The organism is Salegentibacter lacus (assembly GCF_020164555.1).
Classification (GTDB): Bacteria; Bacteroidota; Bacteroidia; order Flavobacteriales; family Flavobacteriaceae; genus Salegentibacter; species Salegentibacter lacus.
In genome coordinates, this window is the sequence record NZ_JAIQZB010000010.1 from 139,162 (window position 1) to 164,458 (window position 25,297).

The 25,297-nt window shown below is 38.5% G+C and carries 24 protein-coding genes; 7 read left to right on the forward strand and 17 right to left on the reverse strand.

Annotation, left to right across the window (positions count from 1 at the left end; all coding sequences use genetic code 11):
• The first annotated feature begins 15 nt into the window (after nucleotides 1–15).
• Nucleotides 16–525, forward strand: a complete 510-nt coding sequence (locus LB465_RS10080; RefSeq protein ID WP_224469741.1) for a DUF1440 domain-containing protein — start codon at nucleotides 16–18, stop codon at nucleotides 523–525.
• On the opposite strand, the gene LB465_RS10085 is transcribed toward LB465_RS10080, so the two are convergent.
• From LB465_RS10085 to LB465_RS10095, 3 genes are all read right to left on the reverse strand, one after another.
• Nucleotides 522–2,996, reverse strand: a complete 2,475-nt coding sequence (locus LB465_RS10085; protein ID WP_224469742.1) for a ligase-associated DNA damage response DEXH box helicase — start codon at nucleotides 2,994–2,996, stop codon at nucleotides 522–524. The genes LB465_RS10080 and LB465_RS10085 overlap by 4 nt on opposite strands.
• 17 nt (nucleotides 2,997–3,013) lie before the next feature.
• Entirely contained in the window at nucleotides 3,014–4,609 is a 1,596-nt protein-coding gene (locus tag LB465_RS10090; protein WP_224469765.1) for an ATP-dependent DNA ligase, read from the reverse strand.
• 97 nt (nucleotides 4,610–4,706) lie between these two features.
• Nucleotides 4,707–5,726, reverse strand: coding sequence for a ligase-associated DNA damage response exonuclease (locus LB465_RS10095; protein ID WP_224469743.1), 1,020 nt, complete (start codon nucleotides 5,724–5,726; stop codon nucleotides 4,707–4,709).
• A gap of 156 nt (nucleotides 5,727–5,882) precedes the next feature.
• Between LB465_RS10095 and LB465_RS10100 the strand changes: the two genes are divergently transcribed.
• Nucleotides 5,883–6,305: a tellurite resistance TerB family protein gene (locus LB465_RS10100; RefSeq protein ID WP_224469744.1), complete on the forward strand. Its 423-nt coding sequence runs from the start codon at nucleotides 5,883–5,885 to the stop codon at nucleotides 6,303–6,305.
• A gap of 41 nt (nucleotides 6,306–6,346) precedes the next feature.
• Here LB465_RS10100 and fbp read toward each other — a convergent pair whose 3' ends face one another.
• Nucleotides 6,347–7,354, reverse strand: a complete 1,008-nt coding sequence (gene fbp, locus LB465_RS10105) for a class 1 fructose-bisphosphatase (protein ID WP_224469745.1) — start codon at nucleotides 7,352–7,354, stop codon at nucleotides 6,347–6,349.
• Nucleotides 7,355–7,555: 201 nt separating this feature from the next.
• Here fbp and LB465_RS10110 point away from each other — a divergent pair, with 201 nt between their 5' ends.
• The 5 genes from LB465_RS10110 (at nucleotide 7,556) to LB465_RS10130 (ending at nucleotide 12,388) form a co-directional block, all read left to right on the forward strand.
• Nucleotides 7,556–8,038 (forward strand): GNAT family N-acetyltransferase, encoded by a 483-nt coding sequence (locus LB465_RS10110; protein ID WP_224469746.1) that lies wholly within the window; start codon nucleotides 7,556–7,558, stop codon nucleotides 8,036–8,038.
• A 72-nt stretch (nucleotides 8,039–8,110) separates the two neighbouring features.
• The gene (locus tag LB465_RS10115; protein ID WP_224469747.1) at nucleotides 8,111–8,581 is read left to right on the forward strand and encodes a GNAT family N-acetyltransferase; all 471 of its coding nucleotides are present in this window, start codon (nucleotides 8,111–8,113) and stop codon (nucleotides 8,579–8,581) included.
• A gap of 5 nt (nucleotides 8,582–8,586) precedes the next feature.
• On the forward strand, nucleotides 8,587–9,837 hold the full coding sequence (locus LB465_RS10120) for an aspartate kinase (RefSeq protein ID WP_224469748.1): 1,251 nt from the start codon (nucleotides 8,587–8,589) through the stop codon (nucleotides 9,835–9,837).
• A 10-nt stretch (nucleotides 9,838–9,847) separates the two neighbouring features.
• Nucleotides 9,848–11,650, forward strand: a complete 1,803-nt coding sequence (locus LB465_RS10125; RefSeq protein WP_224469749.1) for a GNAT family N-acyltransferase — start codon at nucleotides 9,848–9,850, stop codon at nucleotides 11,648–11,650.
• A gap of 87 nt (nucleotides 11,651–11,737) precedes the next feature.
• On the forward strand, nucleotides 11,738–12,388 hold the full coding sequence (locus tag LB465_RS10130; protein WP_224469750.1) for an SDR family oxidoreductase: 651 nt from the start codon (nucleotides 11,738–11,740) through the stop codon (nucleotides 12,386–12,388).
• 111 nt (nucleotides 12,389–12,499) lie between these two features.
• Here the strand turns inward: LB465_RS10130 and LB465_RS10135 are convergent, their stop codons facing one another.
• From LB465_RS10135 to LB465_RS10195, 13 genes are all read right to left on the reverse strand, one after another.
• On the reverse strand, nucleotides 12,500–12,916 hold the full coding sequence (locus LB465_RS10135) for an arsenate reductase ArsC (protein ID WP_224469751.1): 417 nt from the start codon (nucleotides 12,914–12,916) through the stop codon (nucleotides 12,500–12,502).
• Nucleotides 12,917–12,927: 11 nt separating this feature from the next.
• Nucleotides 12,928–13,413 carry a DUF6428 family protein gene (locus tag LB465_RS10140; protein ID WP_224469752.1) on the reverse strand — a complete coding sequence of 162 codons (486 nt, stop codon included), beginning with the start codon at nucleotides 13,411–13,413 and terminating at the stop codon, nucleotides 12,928–12,930.
• Nucleotides 13,414–13,515: 102 nt separating this feature from the next.
• Nucleotides 13,516–13,902 carry a VOC family protein gene (locus LB465_RS10145; protein ID WP_224469753.1) on the reverse strand — a complete coding sequence of 129 codons (387 nt, stop codon included), beginning with the start codon at nucleotides 13,900–13,902 and terminating at the stop codon, nucleotides 13,516–13,518.
• Nucleotides 13,903–14,073: 171 nt separating this feature from the next.
• On the reverse strand, nucleotides 14,074–15,054 hold the full coding sequence (locus LB465_RS10150; protein WP_224469754.1) for a 2-hydroxyacid dehydrogenase: 981 nt from the start codon (nucleotides 15,052–15,054) through the stop codon (nucleotides 14,074–14,076).
• A 424-nt stretch (nucleotides 15,055–15,478) separates the two neighbouring features.
• Nucleotides 15,479–16,828: a magnesium transporter gene (gene mgtE, locus LB465_RS10155; RefSeq protein ID WP_224469755.1), complete on the reverse strand. Its 1,350-nt coding sequence runs from the start codon at nucleotides 16,826–16,828 to the stop codon at nucleotides 15,479–15,481.
• Nucleotides 16,809–17,639 (reverse strand): 16S rRNA (adenine(1518)-N(6)/adenine(1519)-N(6))-dimethyltransferase RsmA, encoded by an 831-nt coding sequence (gene rsmA / locus LB465_RS10160; RefSeq protein WP_224469756.1) that lies wholly within the window; start codon nucleotides 17,637–17,639, stop codon nucleotides 16,809–16,811. Before rsmA ends, mgtE begins: the two co-directional genes overlap by 20 nt.
• A 3-nt stretch (nucleotides 17,640–17,642) precedes the next feature.
• Complete coding sequence (locus LB465_RS10165) at nucleotides 17,643–17,951, reverse strand: DUF4286 family protein (protein ID WP_224469757.1); 309 nt, start codon at nucleotides 17,949–17,951, stop codon at nucleotides 17,643–17,645.
• A 9-nt stretch (nucleotides 17,952–17,960) separates the two neighbouring features.
• On the reverse strand, nucleotides 17,961–19,784 hold the full coding sequence (locus LB465_RS10170) for a tetratricopeptide repeat protein (RefSeq protein ID WP_317198433.1): 1,824 nt from the start codon (nucleotides 19,782–19,784) through the stop codon (nucleotides 17,961–17,963).
• A 13-nt stretch (nucleotides 19,785–19,797) separates the two neighbouring features.
• Nucleotides 19,798–21,069: a serine--tRNA ligase gene (gene serS / locus LB465_RS10175; RefSeq protein ID WP_224469758.1), complete on the reverse strand. Its 1,272-nt coding sequence runs from the start codon at nucleotides 21,067–21,069 to the stop codon at nucleotides 19,798–19,800.
• Nucleotides 21,070–21,216: 147 nt separating this feature from the next.
• Nucleotides 21,217–22,536, reverse strand: coding sequence for an HTTM domain-containing protein (locus LB465_RS10180; RefSeq protein ID WP_224469759.1), 1,320 nt, complete (start codon nucleotides 22,534–22,536; stop codon nucleotides 21,217–21,219).
• Nucleotides 22,526–23,464: a bifunctional riboflavin kinase/FAD synthetase gene (locus LB465_RS10185; RefSeq protein WP_224469760.1), complete on the reverse strand. Its 939-nt coding sequence runs from the start codon at nucleotides 23,462–23,464 to the stop codon at nucleotides 22,526–22,528. The genes LB465_RS10180 and LB465_RS10185 overlap by 11 nt, the downstream gene beginning before the upstream one ends.
• Nucleotides 23,465–23,471: 7 nt before the next feature.
• A complete protein-coding gene (gene pth / locus LB465_RS10190; protein ID WP_224469761.1) occupies nucleotides 23,472–24,101 on the reverse strand; it encodes an aminoacyl-tRNA hydrolase in 630 nt (209 codons plus the stop codon).
• 240 nt (nucleotides 24,102–24,341) lie between these two features.
• Nucleotides 24,342–24,998, reverse strand: a complete 657-nt coding sequence (locus LB465_RS10195; protein ID WP_224469762.1) for a 50S ribosomal protein L25/general stress protein Ctc — start codon at nucleotides 24,996–24,998, stop codon at nucleotides 24,342–24,344.
• Between the last annotated feature and the right edge of the window lie 299 nt (nucleotides 24,999–25,297).

The following is a 25,297-nucleotide window of genomic DNA, read 5'->3' on the forward strand; positions in this document are numbered from 1 at the left end:
TGTAAATCATACAATATGAAAGTACAAACTTTATTGAAAAAAGATTCTTATTCCAAAGCTGCCGGTCGTGGATTACTGGCCGGAGTAATTGGCGGATTAGCCGGAACAGCGGTAAAGAGCCTGGTAGAACACTTTTTAACTGTGCGAGAAGTTGAGCAACGTTCAGCTCAAATTAAAATTGTAGATGAGCTTTCTACAAAAATCACCGGGTCTCCAATAAGTGTTGATAACGAAGAATTAGCCGAGCAATTGGTTAATTTCCCTATGGGTGCCAGTGTTGGTGCGGCTTACGGTTTCGGTAAAAAAGACAATGAAGAATTAAATATTACAGACGGGATAATCTTAGGAGGTTCTACCTGGATTTCGACTCACGAAACTTCGCTCCCAATGATGGGACTAGAGCCAAAACCTACAGATGTTCCTATGAGAATGCAATTTAACGAACTATTCGCCCACGTTCTTTTTGGAATTACTACTGAAGTGGTTCGCAGTACAGTTTTGCAAAGATTAAACGAGAGAGACTAATTTTCAAGGCTTTTCAGCATTCTTTTAATCCTATCTTCCAGTTTTTCTGAAGATAATTTTTCTCTTAATCGGTCTGTGATGATCGGAAAAGAAAATGGCGTTGGTTTTTCGCAGTTTTTCCAAATGATCTCTTGATACTGAATGCGCTCTAAAGCCAACCTTAAACGACCTTCTTCCAACTGGTGTTCAAAAGTTTCCCTGAAGGATTGCAAATACAATAAATTATCATCTTCATAATCTTTAAAAACGCTGAACAACAATTGCGAGCTGCTTTGCAGATGCTTGCTTTTAATCAGTTTATTAGGGTAACCGGTAAAAACCATCCCGGCAATTACCGCAATGTCCCTGAATTTTCGCCTTGCCATTTCGGTAGCGTTTAAACTTTTATAAAGATCATCCATAAGGAATGCTGCAGAAAAAAGGTCGTTATCCAAAACTTGCTGCATATCAATTTCCTGGTCTGAAAGCAATTCAAAACCATAATCGTTAAAGGCTATACTGAAGGAAATAGGCGAGAGCAGACTGATGCGATACGCCAGTAAACTTCCCAAAGCTTCGTGTACAAACCGTCCTTCGAACGGATAAAAAATCGCATGATAGCCTTCACGAGTCTTAAAAGTTTCAATTAAAAATTCATCCTGGTTTGGAATAATCGATTCTTTCTTTTGCCTTTCCAGAATTGGTTGTAAAGCTTTTAATTCTAATGACTTTTCGGTAGATCCGGCAGATGTAGAAGCAGAAGCTGCGTACATTTCTTCACGAAGCAATTCACTCATTTGTGCTGAAAATGCCATCCTACCGCCCATCCAACTGGGAACTTTAGAGGTCTTTTTCTTCGATTTTCGCACCAAAACCTGCATACTTTTAATTCGCACTAATTCCAGGTTTCTGCCGGCAAAGGTAAATACGTCTCCAGGCGTAAGTTTAGAAATAAACCATTCTTCAATCGTACCAATATAACCGCCTTTCAGGTATTTTACACTTAAAACTGCATCGCTCACAATTGTTCCAATTTGCAAGCGGTGACGCATTGCAATCCCACGATTATTTACTTTAAAAAGACCGTTTTCTTCAATTTCAATCTTCTTGTATTCATCGTAAGCCTGCAAGCTCTGGCTGCCTTTTGTCACAAAGTTTAAGATCCAAATCCACTCGCCTTCTGTCATCGAATTAAAACAAAATGTAGATTTAATTTCGGGCCAGACTTCCTTCGGAAAAAATCCGTTAGAAACCGCCAGGGTTGTGAGATATTGCACCAAAACATCAAAACTCAACAAATACGGAATTCTATCTTCTACGGCAGTCTTCTGTACCGCTTTTTGTAAAGTTGAAGCTTCAATAAGTTCTATAGCGTGCGTCGGTAAAAAATGAATTACACTTTCTTTTCCCGGTTGGTGACCGCTTCTCCCAGCCCGTTGTAAAAATCGCGCCACTCCTTTCGGTCCACCGATTTGGATAATGGTTTCCACAGGAGCAAAATCTACTCCCAAATCCAGGCTGGACGTGCAAACCACGGCTTTTAAAGTTTCATTTCTAATGGCCTGTTCTACCCAAAGCCGGGTTTCCTTGTTGATACTTCCGTGATGCATTGCCACTTCCCCCGCAAACTCAGGATATTTGTGCATTAACTTTTGAAACCATAATTCACATTGTGAACGGGTATTGGTAAAAAGCAGCGTAGTTCTGGAATTTTTTATAATGGGAACAACCTCATCAATCAAATGCAAACCCAAATGCCCCCGCCAGGGAAACTTTTCCATTTTCTCCGGAATAATGGATTTTACGCTTATCTTTTTCTTCAAATTAGCCCTTATCAAAACTGAATTTTGAAAAGCTTCAGAATCGGGGCCCAGCAAAACTTCCCGCGCCTGCTCTAAATTCCCAATCGTTGCTGAAATTCCCCAAATTCGTAAATCTTCTGAAACCGTTTTTAAACGCGATAAAGCGAGTTCCATTTGCACGCCGCGCTTGGTACCCAGTAATTCGTGCCATTCATCAACCACCACGGCGCTTAGTTTTTTAAAAGTTTTATCGTAGTTTTTTGAAGAAAGCAATAATTGCAAACTTTCGGGCGTGGTAATCAATAAATCGGGCATTGATTTTTTTTGCGCAGCACGTACTTTTTGCGGGGTATCCCCCGTGCGGATTCCCACAGTTAATCCGCTTCCAATTTCATTAGCAAAGCGTTGTGCGGCCTGTTCAATTTCTACCGAAAGCGCTCTCAGGGGCGTAATCCAAATTGCTTTTAAGCCCTTTTTATGTTTAGTTTTATACTCTGGGTTTTTCTTTAAATAATCCAGCACTATTGGTACCCAAAGTGCGTAAGTTTTTCCGCTACCCGTGGGCGCGTTTAATAGTCCGTTTTTCCCTTGCAAAAATGCAGTCCAGGTTTGCTTCTGAAAAGCAAAAGGCATCCACCCCTGGTTAGAGAACCAGATTTCAGCAATTTTTATGAGTTGATTTCTATTCATGTTTTAATCCTTCCGTATTAGTCCGGTATTAAATCCCGCAACTCACCCAGCGTATTTGCTTCGTGTATATTTTTATCGGTTCGCCAGCGTACCATTCTTGGGAAACGGGTTGCTACTCCACTTTTATGGCGTTTGGATTCTGCAATTCCTTCAAAAGCGATTTCAAAAACATGGTGTGGAGTTACGCTTCTAACTGGGCCAAACCTCTCTAAAGTGTTTTTCTTGATCCAATTATCCAGTTTTCTAAATTCGGCATCGGTTAAACCGGAATAGGCTTTGGCAAAAGTCACCAGTTCCTTTTTATCATCGTCCCACAAGCCGAAAGTATAATCTGTAAATAAATTCTTTCGTCTACCGTGACCACGCATGGCATAAGTGAGCACTGCATCTACTGTAAGCGGATCTACTTTCCACTTCCACCAGTCGCCTTTTTTTCTTCCTACTAAATATGGCGAATCCAATCTTTTTAGCATTAATCCTTCCGATTTTTCTTCTCGCGCACGCTCTCTTTCTTCGGCTACTTCAACCCAGTTTTTAAAAGAAATTCGTTCAGATAAATGCAAGGGAATTTCCTCAGCAGCAACTTCAGCATAAAGCTTCTCCAGAATTTTTCTCCTTTCTATAAACGGCTCGGTTCTTATATCTTCTCCTTTCCATTCCAAAACATCGTAAGCCTTTAAAATTACGGGAGTTTTTTCCAGTAATTTTTTACTGATATTTTTCCTTCCAATTCGGGTTTGCAGATCTTTAAAGGTCCCAATTTTGCCATCTGGAAAAGGTAATATTTCGCCGTCTATTACCGTTCCATTAGGAACCTTCCCCACGAAATCTTCAAATTCGGGATATTTATCGGTGACCAGCTCTTCCCCGCGGCTCCAAACAAATAGTTCGTCATTCCTAACAATTACCTGCGAGCGGATGCCATCCCATTTATGCTCAGCGCTCCACTCGGCTACGTCACCTAATTCTTCCACGTCACCATCTATGGCGTAGGCCAGGTAAAACGGATAAGGTTTTGATAAATAATCTTCTTCGTTTTCTTCTAAAATCAGTTTTTTAAAAGTCGTTTTTTCAGGCTTCCAATTACCCATCATTTTATAGGCCAGAATATCTTCATCGATATCAGTTGCTTTTGAAAGTGCACGCGTCATTAGTTTTTGACTCACCCCTATTCGAAAACTTCCGGTAATGAGTTTGGTAAAAACAAAGCGTTCATAATAATTCAGTGAAAGCCAGTTTTCGTGTAAATATTCCTTTTTTTCTGCTTCGCTCTTAGCTTTTAAATCGATAATTTCCTGAAGGAACTGATTCAGACTTTTTGCAGAAGGTTCTTCGGCTTGCGGAATTACCAAAGCAATGGTTTCAGCTAAATCGCCAACAATATGATAAGATTCTTCAAATAACCACGCCGGAATATTTGCCAGCTCAGAAGCCCATTCCCTCATTAAGGTTGTGTTTACCGGTCGTGGCGGACGGCGATGCGATAAAATAGCAATGGTCCAAACCTTGTCTTTATCTTCCGCATTTTTAAAATAATGGGTTAAGGCAGCTACTTTTAGAGTGGTTTTATTAGTACTATCTAAAGTTTTTATGAGTTCAGCGAAATCACGCATACCTTTAAGGGAAAGTTCTTTATCCTGATTTTCTTCTCTCATAATTTCCTCCTCTAAAAATGCTTATTCCCTAATGTAATTTAAATGTTAAAGCCGTTTAATTTTCTATTTCTTTCTTTGACTCTTCCTCTCCCATTTCACCTTCGTATTGGGTTTCTTCTGTTCGGGCATCATAACCGATTTCCCTTAAGTAGCGGGAAAATATATCGGTGTACCCGTGCGTGCAAATCACTTTTTCAGCACCGGTTGCTTTTATTGATTTTAGCAAACCCTGCCAGTCGCAATGATCGGAAAGTACGAAACCCCGGTCTATAGCCCTTCTTCGGCGTGCACCGCGAAAAGTCATCCAGCCGCTGGCGGAAGCTGTAACATAGGCTACCATTTTTTTTATCCATGGACTGCCGTGTGCGCTTGGAGGCGCTACCACAATATTTCCTTTGAATTCATTATTTTTGGTATCACGGGTAATTCTGGTAGTTTCTGGCATTTCAGATAATGGACGAATTACTTCTGTCATATTCTCTATAGCGCCGTGGGTGTAAATTTCACCGATGGAAGTATCGAGATGCTTCAGCAGGCGTTGTGCTTTTCCGAGGGAATAACCAAAGATTACAGAAGTCTGGCCATTTTCTTTATTTTGTTGCCACCAATTGTTGATTTCCGAAAAAACTTCCGCTTGCGATTGCCATTTAAAAGCGGGCAATCCAAAAGTACACTCGGTAATAAACGTATGGCATTTAACCGGTTCGTAAGGTACGGCCACGCCATCATCTTCATCTTTATAATCGCCGGTAAAAACCCAAACTTCACCTTTATATTCAACCCGAATTTGGGACGAACCAATAATATGCCCGGCGGGATGCAGGGAAAATTTCACGCCATTAATGGTAAATGTCTCATTCCATTCTTTTCCGGAAACTTCAATTTCTCCCAACCGATGTTTTATAATAGGAACATTGCTGTGATGTGTGATATATTTTTTGTTTCCCCAGCGGGAATGATCGGCGTGGCCGTGGGAAATAATGGCTTTATCTACGGGTTTCCAGGGATCCAGGTAAACATCTGCAGCTTCGCAGTAAATTCCCTTTTTATTAAAAGCGAGTAAAGGTGGTTTCATTTTTCTTAGAGACTTGAATTGAAATTACCCAAAATGCCACGCTAAAAAAAAGGATTAAGAAAAGATTAGCGATTGATGAAACACTAAACTTTTAGAAGGTTTTTAATGAATTTTATTTTATGCTTTAAGTATCTTTGTGGTATAAAATTATTAAAAATGTCATTTTCAGATTTATTTGATTCAGGAGAACACCTTCGCAACATTAACCATTTTGCTTCTATTGTAAATCTGGCAAGTGTAGATGGTGAAATCAATGATAAGGAACGTGTTCTTTTAGAGCGTTTTGCGCGCAAACTTGATATTAGCGAACAGGAATACAAAATGGTTATTAAACGCCCATCTGAATTCCCTATTAGCTCTTATAATAGTGTGGAAAAACGTTTAGAACGTTTGCACGACCTTTTTAAGATCATTTTTGCCGATAACCAAATAGATCACGATGAAGAAACCCTTATCAAGCGTTACGCTATAGGCCTTGGTTTTTCAAGTGAGAATGCTGAAAAAATCATAAAAAGATCTATCCAGATTTTTAGTGGCCAACTAAATTTTGAGGATTACCAATACTTGCTTGACAAGTAGAGTATAAAGATAAGCTCCGTTTAAAAGAAGGAGCTTATTTTTTACCCGTATTTCTGCATAAATTCTTCAGCTTTATTTACCATATTTTTACTTCCGCAGAAAAATGGCGCACGCTCGTGTAATTCTTTAGGCTGAATGTCCATTATTCTGGTAAATCCGTCAGTGGCTTTACCTCCTGCCTGTTCTACGATAAACGCCATTGGATTACATTCGTACAATAACCTGAGTTTACCATTATTCGCTTTAGAACTTTTAGGATAAATAAAAATTCCGCCTTTAATCATATTCCGGTGAATATCTGAAACCATAGAACCAATATACCTGGAGGTGTATGGGCGGTCTTCTTTTTCTTCCTGGCAATATTTTATATATTTTTTCACGCCTTCAGGAAAATGCACATAATTACCCTCGTTCATAGAATATATACTACCGTTTTCGGGAAATTTCATATCGGGATGTGACAAATACCAGGATCCCAACGCAGGGTTTAAGGTGAAACCATTTACTCCGCAACCAGTAGTGTAAACCAGCATTGTAGAAGTACCATAAATAATATAACCGGCAGCTACCTGCTTATTTCCCGGCTGTAAAAAATCTTCTTTAGTTACCGGAGTACCAATTGGAGTAACACGACGATAAATAGAAAAAATAGTACCTACCGAAACGTTTACATCAATATTAGAGCTCCCATCCAGCGGATCCATAAGGACTACGTATTTATTATTGTTGTCATTATTTTTTCCTGAAATAGTAATAAAATCGTCGTTTTCTTCTGAAGCTATTCCGCAAACAATTTCGCGATTAATTAGGGTTTGAATAAAAGTTTCATTAGCGTAAACATCCAGTTTTTGCTGATCTTCACCCTGGATATTGGTATCGCCATGCAAGCCTAAAATATCTACTAAACCTGCTTTATTCACTTCGTGATTTACCACTTTAGCCGCCAGGCGTAAGGACCTAATTAAACGGGAAAGTTCTCCCGAAGAATAAGGAAAAGCCTCCTGATTCTCTATAATAAACTCACCTAAAGTTTGATTTTTCTTAACCATTATATACTAATATCGTTATTTGCCTCAAAATTATTCATTTTATTTAGTTACTAAAACGTTTTCGTTAATATTATATTGAATTTTCAGAAAATAAAATTTAAACAATTTATGTAGGTCCTTTTGGTAATTTTCAGCTGTAATTTTAAGAAATTCCTATTTTGAAATTTCATTCTTTACTTTTGCATGAAAGCAATCAAAAAAATGGAATTTAAAATCAGAAAAACAAAGCCGGAAGATATGCCGGCAGTTTTAGAACTTATCCAGGAATTGGCCGAATTTGAAAAAGAGCCCGACGCCGTAATTATTTCTGCGGAAGACCTCAAAAAAGATGGCTTTAGAGAAAATCCATCGTTTACCTGTTTTGTAGCCGAAGCAGCGGGAAAAATTGAAGGAATGGCTTTATGCTATTATAGATATTCCACCTGGAAAGGAAAAACCGTTCACCTTGAAGACCTTGTAGTTAGGAAAAATATGCGTGGCAAAGGTTTGGGAAATGCACTATACAGAAGGGTTATTCAATTTGCTAAAGAAGAAGGCGTAAAACGTACCGAATGGGTAGTTTTAGACTGGAATACGCATGCGCGAGACTTTTATAGCCGCAGCGGCGCAACAGTTTTTACCGATTGGTGTACCGTGCAAATGGACGAGAAAGCAATGGACAAATTTCTCGAGAAATCACGTTAATAATACACTAAGCCTGCATAAATAGCCCTTTTTATTAAAATCTATTCCTACTTTTGTAGAAACACCAAACTTATGGAATACGATATACGCGAAGCTAAGCGGGAAGATATGCCCGCAGTTTTGGAACTTATTAAAGAGCTTGCTTCTTACGAAGGTGCAGCAGATCAGGTTGAAATTCACGTGAGTGATCTTGAGCACGAGGGTTTTGATGAAGGCAATTTTAAATGTTTTGTAGCCGAAGTGAATGAAAAGATTGAAGGAATGGCCCTGGTTTATTTTAGGTTCTCTACCTGGAAAGGCCGCACCGTTCATTTAGAAGATCTTATTGTTAGAGAAAGTATGCGTGGCACCGGGCTTGGCGGCGCTCTCTATAAAAGGGTTGTAAAATATGGCCACGAAAATAGCGTTAGAAGAGTAGAATGGGTAGTGTCTGAAGGTAATAAAAACGCACAGGAATTCTACGAAAACACAGGAGCCGATATCAAGAAAAACTGGTACACCGTGCATATGGATGAAACCGGGATTCAAAAAAATATCGATTAAAATTTATGAAGGTTTTTAAGTTTGGAGGCGCATCGGTCAAAGATGCGGCAGGAGTAAGAAATGTTCAAAATGTATTAGAGAAAACCGGGAACGGCCCTAAGGTGATCGTGATTTCGGCTATGGGAAAAACCACCAATGCGCTCGAAATCGTTATTAAAGATTATCTTTTTGACAAGCAAATTCCCGAAAGTCTACAGGCTGTAGAAGATGCACATTTTGAGATTATCAATGAACTCTTTTCGCAAACCCAAGCTCCTATTTTCAATAAAATAAGTACACTTTTTGGAGAACTTAGAAATTTTCTTCAACATAATAAATCAGAGCAATACGATTTTGTTTACGACCAGGTAATTTGCTACGGCGAACTGGTTTCTACGACCATAGTTAGTGAGTATCTCAATTCCCAAAACATAAAAAACAACTGGCTTGACGCCCGGCAATTTGTGAAAACAGATAGCGTTTACCGCGATGCCGGTGTAAACTGGGAAGAAACCCAGGAAGCTATTCAGCAAAATTTAAATATAAGTCAGATAAATATCACGCAGGGCTTTATTGGTTCAGATCCCAATAATTTCACCACCACGCTAGGACGGGAAGGAAGTGATTATACGGCAGCGATTTTTGCCTATTGCTTAAATGCTGAAAATGTAACTATTTGGAAAGATGTTCCCGGTGTTTTAAATGCCGATCCCCGAGAATTTCAAAATCCGGAATTACTTCAGCAAATTTCTTATGAAGAAGCAATAGAACTGGCATTTTATGGTGCTTCTGTAATTCACCCAAAAACATTGCAGCCGCTGCAGCAGAAGGAAATTCCTTTGTTTGTAAAACCTTTTTTAAAGCCGGAAAGTACAGGAACAAAAGTTGGAAAGGGGCAACTTATTTTTCCGGAAATTCCTTGTTTTATTGTTAAAAAAGATCTGGTTTTAATTTCTCTTTCCACGTTGGATTTTTCATTTATGGTAGAAGAAAATATGAGTGAGATTTTTAGGCTTTTTCATTTGTATCAAATGAAAGTCGATTTAATCCAGAATTCTGCTATTAGTTTTTCGGTTTGTGTAGATAATAAATTCAACCAGTTAGAGAAATTACTTCAACATTTAAAGGCAAGATTTAAAGTGAGTTTTGTACCCGGTGTTTCTCTGTACACCATTCGGCATTTTAATGATGAAGCAATAAAAAGCCTTGAAAAAGACAAGGAAATTTTGCTAAAACAACTTACACATAACACGCTTCAAATTGTCACCCGAAACTAATTTTTATTAAATGGGAATTGTAAGTGCCAGGGAAGTTGCCAAAGTGATGAACCTTGAGAAACTTGGCCCTTTTGGAACGTCAATGGGTTGGCTAATTCTGCGAACTACCAAACTTTCCAGGCTAAACAAAGAATACCAAAAACGAAAGAACCTAAGTGGAATTGAATTTATAGATTCGATTTTAGAAGGTTTTGAGATCGATTTTGAAATTCCTGAAAAAGACCTGAAACGCATTCCAAAATCAGGTCCTTTTATCACTATTTCCAATCATCCACTAGGTGGAATTGATGGAATGATTTTGATGAAATTATTACTAAACCAACGCCCCGATTATAAGGTGATTGCGAACTTTCTTTTGCATCGTTTAGATCCGCTAAAGCCTTATATTATGCCGGTAAATCCGTTTGAGGATCATAAAGAAGCAAAATCGAGTTTAGGCGGAATTAAAGAAGCGATTTCCCATTTAAAAGAGGGCCACGCGCTGGGGATGTTTCCTGCGGGAGAGGTTTCTACCTATAAAGACAAAAAAATTATTGTAGATAAGCCCTGGGAACCGGCGGCGATGAAGCTTATTCAAAAAGCAAAAGTTCCGGTAGTGCCTATTTATTTTCACGCTAAAAATTCCACTTTTTTCTATAGGCTGGCTTCAATGAGCGATATTTTTCGCACTGCCAAACTGCCCAGTGAAATGCTTACTCAGAAAAGAAGAAAAATTAAAGTAAGGATTGGAAATCCAATTTCGGTAGAAGATCAATTAGAACACCCAAATCTGGAAACTTTTACGGCATTTTTACGCCGAAAAACCTATATGCTGGCTAATGTTTTTGAAAAGAAGAAGCTTTTCGAAAAAATTCCGAAGCATTTGAAACTTCCAAAATCTCCAAAAAAGATCGCGGAAGAAACGGCTAAAGCTCTAATGGAAATCGAAGTCGAGAATTGCCGCCAAATGGACAAGCGTTTACTGTCCAGTAAAAATTACGAAGTTTTTTTAGCGAAAAAAGAAGTGATCCCACATATCGTAGCCGAACTGGGAAGGTTACGGGAAATCACCTTTAGGGAAATTGGCGAAGGCACGAACAAGGCCACCGATCTTGACAAATTTGACGATTACTACTACCACCTGTTTTTATGGGATAACGAAGCAAAAAAAGTAGCCGGAGCATACCGTATGGGAATGGGAAATGAAATTTATGCCAGGCGCGGGATTGATGGATTTTACCTTCAGGAACTATTCAGGTTTGAGCCGGAATTGCATAAAATGATGAGTCAGTCTATAGAAATGGGTCGGGCATTTATTATTAAAGAATATCAGCAAAAACCAATGCCCCTGTTTTTGCTCTGGAAAGGAATTGTGCACTGTACACTGCGTTTTCCGGAGCATAAATATCTTATTGGCGGGGTGAGCATAAGCAATAAATTTTCAAATTTTTCCAAGTCGCTGATGATCGAGTTTATGAAATCGCATTACTATGATCCTTATGTTGCGCAATATATTAAGCCAAAAAAAGAGTTCAAGGTAAAATTAAAAGACGCCGATAAAGATTTTGTTTTTGAGGCCAGTGAAGCCGATCTCAATAAATTCGACAAGATTATTGATGAAATTGAACCCGAAAATATGCGCTTACCGGTTTTGATAAAAAAATACATCAAGCAAAACGCGAAAGTGGTCGCTTTTAATGTAGATCCGCTTTTCAATAACGCGGTAGATGGCTTGATGTACATTAGGATTGAAGATTTACCGGAAAGCACTGTAAAACCAGTGATGGAGGAATTTCAGAAAGAACTGGAAGCAAAGTTCAATTCTGCACATTAAGCTGTTAATTTCATGTTATTCTGAAGTATTCGCTATGAAGGCTTTCAATTCATCCTTATCTTCAAACTGTATAAAATTTAAAAAAAAATGGAAAAGATATTAATAGCCGGTTCTACCGGACAAACAGGAAAAAGGGTAATTGAAATTTTAAATAATACCGAGCATTTTAAGCCAATCGCGATGATTCGTAAAGAGGAGCAAAAGCAAATCTTTGACGACATGGAGGTCGAAAGCGTGATGGCAGATCTTGAAGGCGATGTAGAACACGCTTTTAAAGGAATTGACCGTGTGATTTTTGCCGCAGGTTCTGGTGGTAGCACCGGCCCCGACAAAACCACGGCGGTAGACCAGGAAGGTGCCAAAAAAATGGTTGATGCCGCCAAGAAATTCAATGTGAAAAAATTCATTATGCTTAGCGCTATGGGAACCGACAAGCCTGAAGAAGGTGGAGACCTGGAACATTACCTAAGAGCGAAAAAAGAAGCCGATGATTATTTAGTGGATAGCGGAATTGTTTATACCATCGTGCAACCCGGCCGACTTACCGACGACATGGGACTCGCTAAAGTAAAACTTGCCCTTAAATTGGAAGAACGCGGAGAAATTTCTCGAGACGATGTGGCGTTCTTATTAGTGATGTGCCTTGCGGATCCTTTAGGGAAAAATATGGCATTCCAGGCGCTTGAAGGAGAAGAATCGATTAAATCTGCACTTATAGAATTGAGTCAGAATAATTAATAGAATTTTCACAAAATAACTTTTTATATAAATGCTGTTTGATAATTCAAGTCATCCTGAACTTGTTTCAGGATCTACTATGTGATAATATATCAAACAGCATTTTTTATTTTATAGATTATCATTTACAAACTTTTCGCACCAGACTTTAATTTCATTTCGGGTGGTTTTAAAAGCCTCCTGAATAACTTCTTCTGAACCCTCTACTTTTGAAGGATCTTTAAAATTCTGATGTAACCTTACAGCATTTTTTGAAGGAATAAACGGACAATTCTCATTCGCGTGATCACAAACCGTGATTATAAAATCGAATTCTACATCCTTATATTCATCTACATGATTGCTGGTGTGATAGGAAATATCCAGTCCATCATCTTTCATTATTGCCACCGCTTTTTTATTTAAACCGTGGGTTTCAATTCCTGCGCTGTAAATTTTAGCTTTATTTTTAGCAAAATGCTCTAAATAGCCATGCGCCATCTGGCTTCTGCAGGAATTTCCGGTACAAAGTACAAGTACGTTTTTCATAAAGATTTGTTTTAGCAACAACCGCCGCCGGGTGCACATTCGTTTACGGCAACTTCCTCCGGTTGAGCCACGCCACAGGTTTCTTTCGCTTTACAGTCGGTTGGATTTATGTCCAGTTTTATTAATAGATTTCCGTTTTTAATCAAAAATCCGGTCACGAATAATTGAGCGGTATGAAAGTTTGCATTGCTATATTCAAACTTTACCTCAGCTTCCAAATCGTAAGCTTTCATCTGGCCAACTTTATCTAAAATCGACATAGCTTTGGCAGTTTTCATAAACTCTGTTTTTCCAATTTCTTCCGGACTTTCCCATAACTGAATAATGGTTTCGTTCCAGGCATCGGTTCCCGCACCACAGTCTACTGAATCAATTTTTAGATGTTTTACTTCGGTAATGTGATAATTTGCGCCAACCAGTAAGTTGGGCGCGTACTCGAACAACAATGGTTTTTCCTGATGCTGTTTTAGCAAATCGAATAATTCTGATGTTTTCATATTCTAAAGATTTATATATCGCAATATTACGATTAATAGGAATTAGAAAGAAAAAGAATTTAATATTTTTTTCAGTTTATACTTAAAAAAGAAGGTTTTAGCTTACAGAAAAGCCTTATCGTTTGGTTCCCAGAGCTCTATTTTATTACCCTCTAAATCCATAATCCAACCAAACTTTCCTTCTTCCACCTTTTGAATTTCGTCCATTACCTCTACACCTTCACCTTTTAAGGTTTCCAGTAATTCTTCTAGATTTTCCACGCGGTAATTCATCATAAAATCTTTTTCTGAAGGCTTAAAATGTTCGGTGTCTTCTTTAAAAGGACTCCATTGGGTTGAGCATTTATTCCCGTTCTCATCCATCCACCAAAAAGTACAACCCCATTGATCGGTATTTAAGCCTAAATGTTTGCTATACCATTCCTTTACCGCTTTCGGATCTTTGGTTTTAAAGAAAACCCCGCCAATTCCTGTGACTCTTTTATTCATATTTTCTGAATTAATTTTTCTGAAAATACGATAATTCAGTTTAAGTTTTAAATTATGAACGTCATTACAATCCCAATAATTATCAGGACTGTAATGACGAAAATTTACTGTTTCAAGGGATAAATATTTAAGATATTAGATTCTGAAATAAATTCAGAATGACGGAAGAAATTACTTCCCTTCCCCTTTTCCAAATTTATCGATGATCTTACCGGCGATTACACTGGCGAGACGTTCATGAGATTCTTTGGTCCAACCCGCCACGTGCGGACTCAAAATCACATTATTCAAAAACATAAGTTCTCGCATAGCATCAGGAATTTGATTCTCAATACTCAGCGAAACGTTCTTTTTGTTAGAAAAAAGACTTTCAAAAGAAGCCTTTTCATATTCCAGAACATCCAGGCCTGCACCAAGTACACGACCGTCTTTTAGTGCATCTACAAGATCCGCTGTAACTACGTTTTTACCGCGAGCGGTATTTATAAACCAAAAAGGCTTTTTATAAGCATCGATGAATTCTTTATTGATCATTTGATCGGTCTCCGGTGTCCAAGGGGTGTGCAAGCTCACCACATCACATTTCTCCCTAAATTCTTCCAAAGAGACCTGACGCACATTTTCATCGCCTACACCGTCTTTAATATCGTAGCAAAGAACTTCAACCTCAAATCCGCGTAACTTTTTAGCGAAGGCTTTTCCCATATTTCCGTAGCCAATGATTCCCACAGTTTTACCATCTAATTCCAAACCACGGTTTTCTTCCCGATGCCAAAGACCTTCGCGAACTTCCCTATCGGCTTTATTCAATCTATTAAAAAGGGAAAGTAACATGCCAAGAGTATGTTCACCAACGGCATTTCGGTTTCCTTCGGGTGCAGAAAATAAGGTGATTCCGTGTTCTTCAGCGTATTCCACATCAATATTTTCAAGGCCCGCTCCTACTCTAGCGATAAATTTTAAATTGGGCGCACCATCTATAAATTCTTTATCGATTGTATAACGACTTCTAATCACTATCCCGTCATATAAATGCTGGTTTTCCAGGGTTTCCTCCCGCGATTGCGAGAAACCTTCAATATTGTGATGCCCTGCATCGTCTAGTTGTTTGATTAAAGTTGGGTGATTGGTATCTGAATGTAAAATAATCATTGCTCTAAAATTGAGTTTTTATTTTTTTTAAAATAACGCCCGCCGGGAGAAAGCTCAAAAACTGGCTTTTTCCTCATTACAATAAAATTAAGTTTGAGAATGGATGATGTATGTTGAAATGAAGGCGGTTTCATTTGTTTACTCACTGAGTGAGATTTATATGAGACTGTCTGCAAAGTTTATTGAATCGTCATCCTGAATTTGTTTCAGAGCTTGCTCCGAAATTTATTCGGAGATCTAAGTTTATAATAATTCAAACATGTTAGAAGCTGAAACAAGTTCAGCTTGACGCCAATAGACCCAATTGAACAGCCTGATTTGGGTTTCAAATTAGTTTCTCGAAAGATATTAATCGAGGTTTTTTAATCACAAAACCCCAAAGTTAAAGAATGATTTTTAAAACATAAAGCCTGAAGCCTTTTAGTTAAAAGCCAAGCACTAATTTAGAAATATAGAAAAAGAGGAAAATCCCGAAGATATCATTACTGGTGGTAATAAAAGGTCCCGTTGCAATCGCAGGATCAATCCCCTGTTTATTTAAAATGATTGGCACAAAAGTCCCCACCAACGCAGCCACTATAATTACTGCAAGTAAGGATGAGGCTATGGTAATGCTAACCAATTGATCCTGGCCTACAATAAACCCAAAAAGCATAACCAGGATTCCCAAAGCAACTCCATTTATTAAGCTAAGTCCCACTTCTTTAATTAAGCGCTGTAATAAACTACCTCTTAAATTGTCATTTGCAAGTCCCTGTACAATAATCGCGCTGGATTGTACTCCAACATTTCCTGCCATTGCGGCTATTAAAGGGGTGAAAAAGAATAAAATTGGAAATTGTTCCAGAGCTTCTTCAAAACCTTTCATTATGTAAACACTTCCCAACCCGCCAAAAAGGCCTAGTACCAACCAGGGCAAACGCGCCCTTGTTAATCTTAAAAGACTATCATCGGCTTCTACAGATTCAGAAATACCAGAAGCCATCTGGTAATCTTTTTCAGCTTCTTCTTTTATAAAATCTACAATATCATCAATGGTGATCCTTCCCACAAGGCGGCCCATTTCATCTACCACTGGAATTGCTTCCAGGTCATATTTTTGCATTATCCGGGCTACTTCCTCTCCTTCGGTATGCACCGTTACATAATCTACCTGCGGAATATACACATCCTGGATATTCGCGTGGCTGGGTGCAGTAAGTAAATCTTTAAGCGAAAGCCTTCCTTTAAGTTTATTTTTATCGTCTACTACATAAATGGAATGTACGCGGGTCACATTTTCAGCCTGTTCGCGCATCTCGGTCATACAGCCGGTCACACTCCAGTTCTCGTTAACTTTTACGAGCTCTTTCGCCATTAGTCCACCGGCAGAATCCTCATCGTAACGTAGCAGTTCCACAATATTATCGGCGTGTTCCTCGTCTACGAGTTCGGCAATAACATTTTGCTGACGCTCAGGAGAAAGTTCAGAAATGATATCGGCGGCATCATCGGTATCCATTTCTTCCAGTTCTTCGGCAATCTCTTTTGCCGAAAGCGTATCCAAAATACGTTCCCGAACCCCTTCTTCCAGCTCCATTAAAGCCTCGGCCGTTTTCTGGCTGTCCAGAAGCTTAACGATATACGTGGCTTCTTCTAAGGAAAGTTCTGTTAGAATTTCGGCAATATCAGCGTGGTGCACGTCTTCAAGGTGCAATAGCAATTCCTCATTATGTTCTTGCTCTATGAGGAACTGTAATTTTTCTATTAATTCACTACTGATTTGAAATTGCATACGGCTGAATTTTAAGGGTCAAATCTATAAATTCCTGATAACCGAGTTGCTCAGGACGTTTGTCAAATATAGTATCTTCCCTTAAATTATCGGGTAAATCGAAAGTTTTTAAACTGTTGCGCATTGTCTTTCTACGCTGCTGAAATGCTGTTTTGACTACCCTAAAAAAAAGTTTTTCGTCACACGGAAGGCTAAAATCTTCTTTCCGAATTAATCGCAGCACACCGCTTTCTACTTTTGGCGGCGGATTGAATACTGAAGGCGGCACTGTAAACAAGTATTCAGCTTCGTAAAAGGCCTGCACCAGCACCGAAAGAATTCCGTAGGTTTTATTGCCTTCTTTCCCACAAATTCGCTGGGCAACTTCCTTTTGAAACATTCCCGAAAACTCAGGAATCTGGTGTTTTAATTCTAAAACTTTAAAAACGATTTGCGTTGAAATATTGTACGGAAAATTCCCAATTACGGCAAAAGCCTCATCGCGAAAAGTGGTTCCCACATCATATTTAAGAAAATCGAATTGATGAATTCTATCTTCTAGTTGCGGATAATGTTCCTGAAGATAAGCGACGCTTTCAGTATCAATTTCTATTACGTGAACCTCAGTGTCCTGCTTTAGTAAATATTTGGTTAAAACGCCCATCCCGGGACCAATTTCCAAAACCTTATTATAGCCTTTATAGCTAAGGGTTTCAGCTATTTGCTCTGCCACACTTTCATCGGTTAAAAAATGCTGGCCAAGATGTTTTTTTGCTCTTACCTCACCATCTTCATACTGTGAAGTTCTGGCTTTTTTCTTAAACTTCCCCATAAATTATTGCTCGCTAATTACCTGCATTTCGGTTCTAAAAGCCACGAATTTTCCTTCAAAAGCTTTGCTTTTTCCTCTTAACCTTTCGGCATCTTCTTCGTAATATTTCTCCAATTCAGCTTTATTTTCAGCGGTGTATTGAACAGAATATGTAATGCCGCCCATAGCTTCGGTCACCATCACGCGGGTCATTAAAGCTTTTTTGAATTTTCCCGTATTCAGCATTTCAGGGATATGCTCTTCTTTCATCCATTTCACCCAATCGTCGTGAATAGCTTCTTCAATATTTATGGTTACGTTATATATGTACATGTTGATTTTTTATGGGGTTTCCTGGTAATCTCCTCTTAGTTCGCGGTACTTTTTGCGGGCTTCCACAAAATAAATACTGTCGGCAAAGTTAAAAATTATTTGTTCGTAATATTCTTTGGCTTTTTCCAGATTCTGCAGCTCATTTGCATATAATTCGGCTAAATAATAATGGGCGTTATCTGCCAGGATATCGGTATTAAAGTTTTGAATTATCGCTAGATAATTTTTCTCGGCGCCTTCAGGCTGGCCTGTTTCTTCAAAAAGCAGGGCTTGTTTCAACAAGGCTTCATCTTCTATTTTTTCACCTTTATGAAGGTTTAAAATCTCTCCCAAAAGTTGAATGGCTTCCAAATTTTTCTCCTGAAAATCCAGCAAATCGGCACGGGCATATTTTTTAAGCGCTGTTTGGGTGGAATCTTCAATAGAATTGTCTTCAATTAACAAACTCAATTCCATCGCATCATTCGCAATAAGCTGTGAGGTAGAAGATTTTAAAACATCCAACTGTTGTTTTGCCCATTTGAAATCGCCTTTAAAATAACTGGTCTTAGCTACTTTAAACCGTGCATTCTGCGAAATCTCATCGTTTTTAACCAAATTCTGAACCTGGGAATAATAAATGAGCGCTTCATTAAATTTCTCCTGAAGTACCAAAATATCGGCCAACGCAAGTTTAATCATTGCTTTGTCAAAATCCCGATTTGCCTGCTCTGAAAGTTCTTTCAATAAAGCGATGGCTTCGTCTTTTTCATCTTGTTTAAAAGCCAGGAAATTTGCAAAATCTATTTGCAAAGCCAAGGTGTTAAGGCCGGTTCCAAACTGCTCCAGCAATTCAGAATACCTTTTCTCTACTTCTGAATAGACATTTTCATCTTCATTTTCCAGTTGCATTTTTAATAAAAACTGGTTTCCCTGTAGCACAATATTTTCTGAAGGGGCTTTAACAATAACATAATTTACAATCTCAATCGCCGCGTCATAATCTTCAGCCTCCCGTGCCATTACGGCAAGGTTTAAAATACTTTGTAAACTCTTATCGCTTCGCCTGTAAATAGCTTTTTCCTGGGAAAAGGCTTTTAAATATTCTTGTTCCTGGATAAAAAGCCAGCTGAGCATTTCGTTATAGAGTAAACTGGGATTTTGTTGAAGTTTGGTAAGCAACAACCTTCTAAATGCAATATTGGCTTCGGTTGAGGGATCTGCTGAAATATATTTTCCGAATTCACGATTGGCGATCGAGAAAAAATCTGGGTTGGCTTCAATCAACTCCAGGTAATTCTTAAACATTTCTTCGGTCTTCCCCTGTTCCCCGTAAATTCGGGCGAGTTGTAAGTTGTAGTTCAACTCATTATTTAACTGCATCGCCTTTTCATAAGTTTCGGCGGCATTTTTCAGTAAGCTGTATTTCTGAAAAGTTCGGGCTATGGAATATGCGTAATTTGGGCGTGCATCTACCGCGCTTAAGGCTTCTGTGTAGAATTGTTCTGCTCTTTCTGTATTTTGCTGAAGTTCATAATTATGGCCCAATTCAATTAATAGCGTTGGATTATTGGCAGAGTTATTCAATTTCTCCCTAAGCAATTCTTTCGCTTTCGTGAAATTTTCAAGTTGCTGATGACTTTCTACCAACCCGAAAAAATAGGAAGTATTCTGCGGATTTTCTTTCAGCAATTGCTCGTAGGTTTTTAAGGATTTTTCAAATTCCCCCTGATCGAAAAAATTACGCGCCAAAACCTCAGACTGCGCCCGGGCACCTGAAATGGAGCAAAATAAAATTAAGAATATTAAGGCAACACGCATCCCGTAAAGATAAGGATTTGCCCTTTGAATCAATATTTTTAGCCGTTTAATCTATAAGATCAAAGCCGGTGTATGGCACCAGCACATAGGGAACCTTAATTCCATCTTCGGTTTGATAATTTTCGAGGATTCCGGCTAATACACGTGGTAGGGCTAAAGCGCTTCCGTTAAGTGTGTGTACCAATTCCTTTTTTCCTTCTTTATTTTTATACCGAAGTTTAAGCCTGTTAGCCTGGAAAGTCTCAAAATTTGAAACCGAGCTAATTTCCAACCAGCGATCCTGTGCGGTAGAAAAAACCTCGAAATCGTAAGTAAGCGCTGCAGTGAAACCGAGGTCTCCACCACAAAGTCTTAAAATTCGGTAAGGTAATTTAAGATCGGCTAAAATATCCTTAATATGTTCAACCATATTATCTAAAGCTTCATAGGAATCTTCGGGCTTTTCAATTCTTACCAGCTCCACTTTATCAAACTGGTGCAAACGGTTAAGTCCACGCACGTGTGCGCCGTATGAACCTGCTTCTCTCCTAAAACACGGAGTATAACCGGTACAGGCGATTGGGAAATCCTTATCGGTTAGCAATCGGTCGCGATACATATTCGTCATTGGTACCTCAGCGGTTGGGATCATATAAAGATCATCGGCTGTGATGTGGTACATCTGGCCTTCTTTATCGGGTAATTGCCCTGTTCCCAATCCGGAAGCTTCGTTGATCATTAAAGGCAATTGATATTCGGTATAACCGGCATCAATCGCTTTATCCAGAAAGTAAGTGATTAAAGCACGTTGCAACCTGGCTCCTTTTCCTTTATAAACAGGAAATCCGGCACCGGTTACTTTATTTCCGAGTTCAAAATCTATGATATCGTATTTTTTAGCTAACTCCCAGTGCGGAAGCGAACCTTCGGCAAGGACCGGCACAGCACCCTCTTTGAAAATTTCTTCGTTATCTTCTTCTGAAGTTCCCGCTGGCACAGAATCGTGCGGAACGTTAGGAATGGTATAAAGCAAGGTTTCCAGCTTCAAAACTATTTCTGAAAGTTCTTCAGAAAGCGCTTTAGAATCTTCTTTTAGTTTCCCCGTTTTTTCTTTAATCAGGTTGGCTTTTTGATGCTCGCCATTTTTGAACATCATTCCAATTTCTTTAGAAAGCCGGTTAGATTCAGCTAAAATATCATCGAGTTTCACCTGGGTTGCACGACGTTTTTCGTCTAACTGCAATACCTCTTCAAGAATATTTTCAGCCTCAAAATTTCGTTTTTTGAGTCCCTTGATGAAATCTTCTTTATTTTCCCTGATATGGTTAACCTGTAACATAGCTTTCTTTTACTCGATAATCGAGAGTTAAATGCTTCGAGGCGGGCCTCGAAATTATAAATTATTTTCTCTTAATGCTTCGTGGGCTTGCCCCGAAGTAATTTAACTAATTTGAAGCAGCAAATGTAACAAAAGCACTCTAAAAATCTAGTCTAATTTTGAAGGTAAAATCCAATCGTGATGTTTAAAATGCTGCCATTTTTCAGCAGCAAGATCTACTTTTGGATCAATAAACGGCTCATAGGGACGGCCATTTATACTAATTTTAGATTTTACAAACACCTGTACATCTTTACCTTTTTTGGCATAATCTCTCTCCAGGCGTTGGGCAAACTGCCACATCATATCGGGTTTTGAACTTACCGATCGCATTTGTTTTCGGCTCAAAAAACTTGCTTTATTTACGTAAATAGTGTCTTTTTTTCCTTTTTCAACAACTTTAAAAGTGGTTTTTCCTGAACGCGAACGCAGCATCATTCGCCAACTTAAGCGATGTCCTTCTTCAGTCCACAATACATTATCCTGAAAAAACCAGTGCCTAAGCGGTAAAGCAATTTGAATTACAAACCAGATAGAAAGCAATGCAATTAGTGGTTTCCTATAAGAAGGGATTATTATTTCGCCTTTACGGTAATAAGGTTTTTTATTCCGAAGAATGTATTTATTGATCTTTTTTGAAGGAAAAAAGAACAGGCAAAAGGCCAACGATAAATATGGGAAAATCCCAATATGAAAAATAAAGCTATTAAAAAGGTGAAAGAAAATAGCGAGGATAAAAGCCGGCAAGCGGGTTCGTTTCCATAAAAGTGCAGGAATAATTAATAAATCGAATATTAATCCAAAATAAGTAATAACATACCTAACCCAAGCCTGCTGAAGTATTTCTCCTACCAGCCAATAATCGGCTTTCCCACGCATAAGCATAGCCGGCAACGTACCATCAAGCCAATCTGGGTATAATTTTGCTACTGAGGCGTAAGTATATACAATCCATAATTGCAAAACAATTAAAAGCCAGACCCATTGCGGCATGGCAATTTTTCGAAAATCTGGTTTTTTCCAGGCGTCAATGGAGAGGTAGCGATGTGCGGGCAGAAAAAACATAATTCCGCATAACAGCATCAGTAAATAATAATGATTATTATAAGATGATTTTTGCATCAGGTAGACTCCTGCCCACATAATGGTATAACAAAAAATACTAAAGCGGTATTTGAAGCCAAGCATTACGAAAATACCAAACAGTCCCAAAATTCCGTAGTAATACAACATCCCTTCACCCGGAAGTGGTTGCAGAAATTCAAAACCTATAAAATTAAAAGTGAAATCGGGTTCGATGAGTGTTCTACGAATCCAACCGGTAAAAATAGCACCAACGGCTTCAAGGGTAATAAGCAAGCCAAAAATAATTCGGAAAGCAATAAGCGCCGAATTATCTACTTGCTTAAAAAGCCATTTATTCAGCATAATTATCTTTAATATATTGCCTGGAGAAAGCCGCGTCCTGGCGCATAGCGACTTTTAAGGCATTTACTGAAGCGAATTTTTTCTCATCGCGAATTCTTACCAGCATTTCAATTTTTAGTTCAGCACCGTAAAGATCCTGGTCTAGATTAAAGAAATAAGTTTCTATGGTTTGGTCTTTTCCACCAACTGTGGGATTAGTGCCAATATTCATCATCCCAAAGTAGCGTTTTTCGTTAATTACCGAACGAACCACATACACGCCGTTTTTCGGGATTAATTTATAGTCTTCTTTAAGACTTAAATTTGCGGTTGGGTAATTGAATTCTTTTCCCAAACCGCGGCCTTTCACCACAGTTCCCTTTAAGCTAAAAGGAGTTTGCAAGAAACTATTGGCCTGTTCTACCCTTCCGTCTAAAAGTGCATTCCTGATCTTTGTAGAACTTACCGCTACCTGATCTACTTCCTGTTTGGTGATCTCTTCTACATCAAAACCATATTCTTCGCCAAACTGTTTTAGGGTATTGATATCGGCAGTACGATTCCGGCCAAAACGATGATCATAACCAATAATCACTTTTTTTGCTTTTAAGCGATTAACCAATATATCACGAACAAATTCCTGGGCAGTAAGTCTTGAAAATTGTTGGGTAAAAGGATGAACTACCAAATGATCTATTCCGGTTTTTTCCAGGATTTCGGTACGTTCTTCTATGGTATTTATAAGTTTCAACCCGCTTTCTTTTTGCAGCACCATTCTTGGATGTGGAAAAAAAGTAAAGATCACCGACTCAAGATTCTCGATCTTCGCGGCATCTACAAGACGTTTTATAATTTTTTGGTGCCCGGCGTGAACCCCATCAAAGGTGCCGATGGTGACTACGGTTTGTTTTTCACCTTTAAAAACATTTGCTCCTTTATGTATCTTCAAGCTCAACTTATTTTCCGTTAAAAGAATTCATTGTGTTAGAAACGCCTGCGGTTCCAAAAGATTTTACCAACTCGGCCGATTTCTCAAAGCGTTCGGGCAATTCCTTTTGCTCTTCTTCTCCCCATTCTCCCAAAACGTAATCTACTTGTTGGCCTTTGGAAAACTCATCACTAATACCGAATCTAAATCTATTGTATTTGGTAGTGTTTAAGGTATTCTGAATATCTTTTAATCCGTTATGACCACCATCACTTCCTTTGGTTTTTAATCGAATAGTTCCAAAAGCTAAATTAAGATCGTCTGTAATTACCAGAAGGTTTTCTAAAGCTATTTTTTCTTTCTGAAGCCAGTAATTAATGGCTTTTCCGCTTAAATTCATATAGGTTGAAGGTTTCAGCAGTATAAAGGTTCTGCCCTTGAATTTAAATTGAGCTACATCTCCTAATTTTTCTGTAGAAAAACTTACCTCTTCTTTTTCGGCTATATAATCAAGAATCTTAAAACCTATATTATGGCGGGTATTTTCGTACTTAGGACCAGGATTTCCCAACCCGGCGATCAAAAATTTCTTCATGGGATCTTGTTCTTCTTCCTGGAGCTTTTTCTTACTGAGTATTTTTCCGAAGAAAGACAGCATAGCGATTGTTTTGGTAAAGATAAAATTATTAAAATATCTAACTAAAAGTTTTTACTCGATAATCGAGATTTAAATGCTTCAGGGTTTGCCCCGAACGTAATAAGTTATAATGCTATTTTTTATAAAAAAGTCGTGAACTTGCTCTGAAGTAGTTTTTTGAGGATTAATTTAAAAACCTTCGGAAATAAAAAAAGCACCCCGTTTGGGATGCTTTTAGATTTTTGCTGAAAAAAGAAAAGATTAATTATCTTCTCCTTCTTTAACTGCAGCAACATCATCTGTTTCAGTAGATGGTACTTCGTCTGCTGGTACTTCGTCTTCATCTTCGTCGTCCTCAAGGGCAACAATGTTACGTGAAGTTCTAACCTGACAAATTACTGTGTTATCTGGATGCTGAATCTCGTAAGACTCATCTGCAACAGCAGTAACGTAAAGTTTTTGACCAATTTTAAGTTTAGAAACGTTTGCAGTAATATAATCTGGCAATTCGTTAGCCAAACCTTTTACTTTTAAACGACGTAAGTTGTAACGTAAAACACCACCATTTTTAACACCTCTCGCAATACCTTCGGTATGGATAGGAATTTCCATAGTGATTGGTTTATCATCACTAATCTGGTAGAAATCTACGTGCAAAATAGCATCGGTAACCGGGTGGAATTGAATGTCCTGAAGAATAGCGTTAATTTTCTCGCTATCTCCAAACTTAATTTCCACTGTATGCACATCTGGGGTGTACACAAGGTCGTTAAACGAAATTTCTTCTGTTGCAAAATGCAACGGCTTGGCATCTCCCCCGTATAATACGCAAGGAACCTGTCCAGCATTACGTAGGGCCTTCGTGGCTTTCTTTCCTACGCTTTCTCTTTTAGATCCGTTGATCGTAATTGATTTCATTATTGAAAAATTTTAGGCTGCAAAAGTAGCGCTTTTTTCCTTTCTATAAAACCCTGACTTAAAATTCTTTAAAAAGGATCATTAGTGTCCGGTTAAAACACGATTTTTAATAAAAGTAACCATTGGCCCCAATACAAACGTTATTTTTCTTTTAAACCCTATAGCAAGGGGGGGGGGGTGTGCTTCAAAATAGGGTTAATTGTTTATCTGGTGGTTTCGTGGTCAGCTCCTTCCATTTTTTGTTTGGATCTTCAAGAAACTTAAAAAGGTCGATATAAGTCATCAGATGAAATCGTATC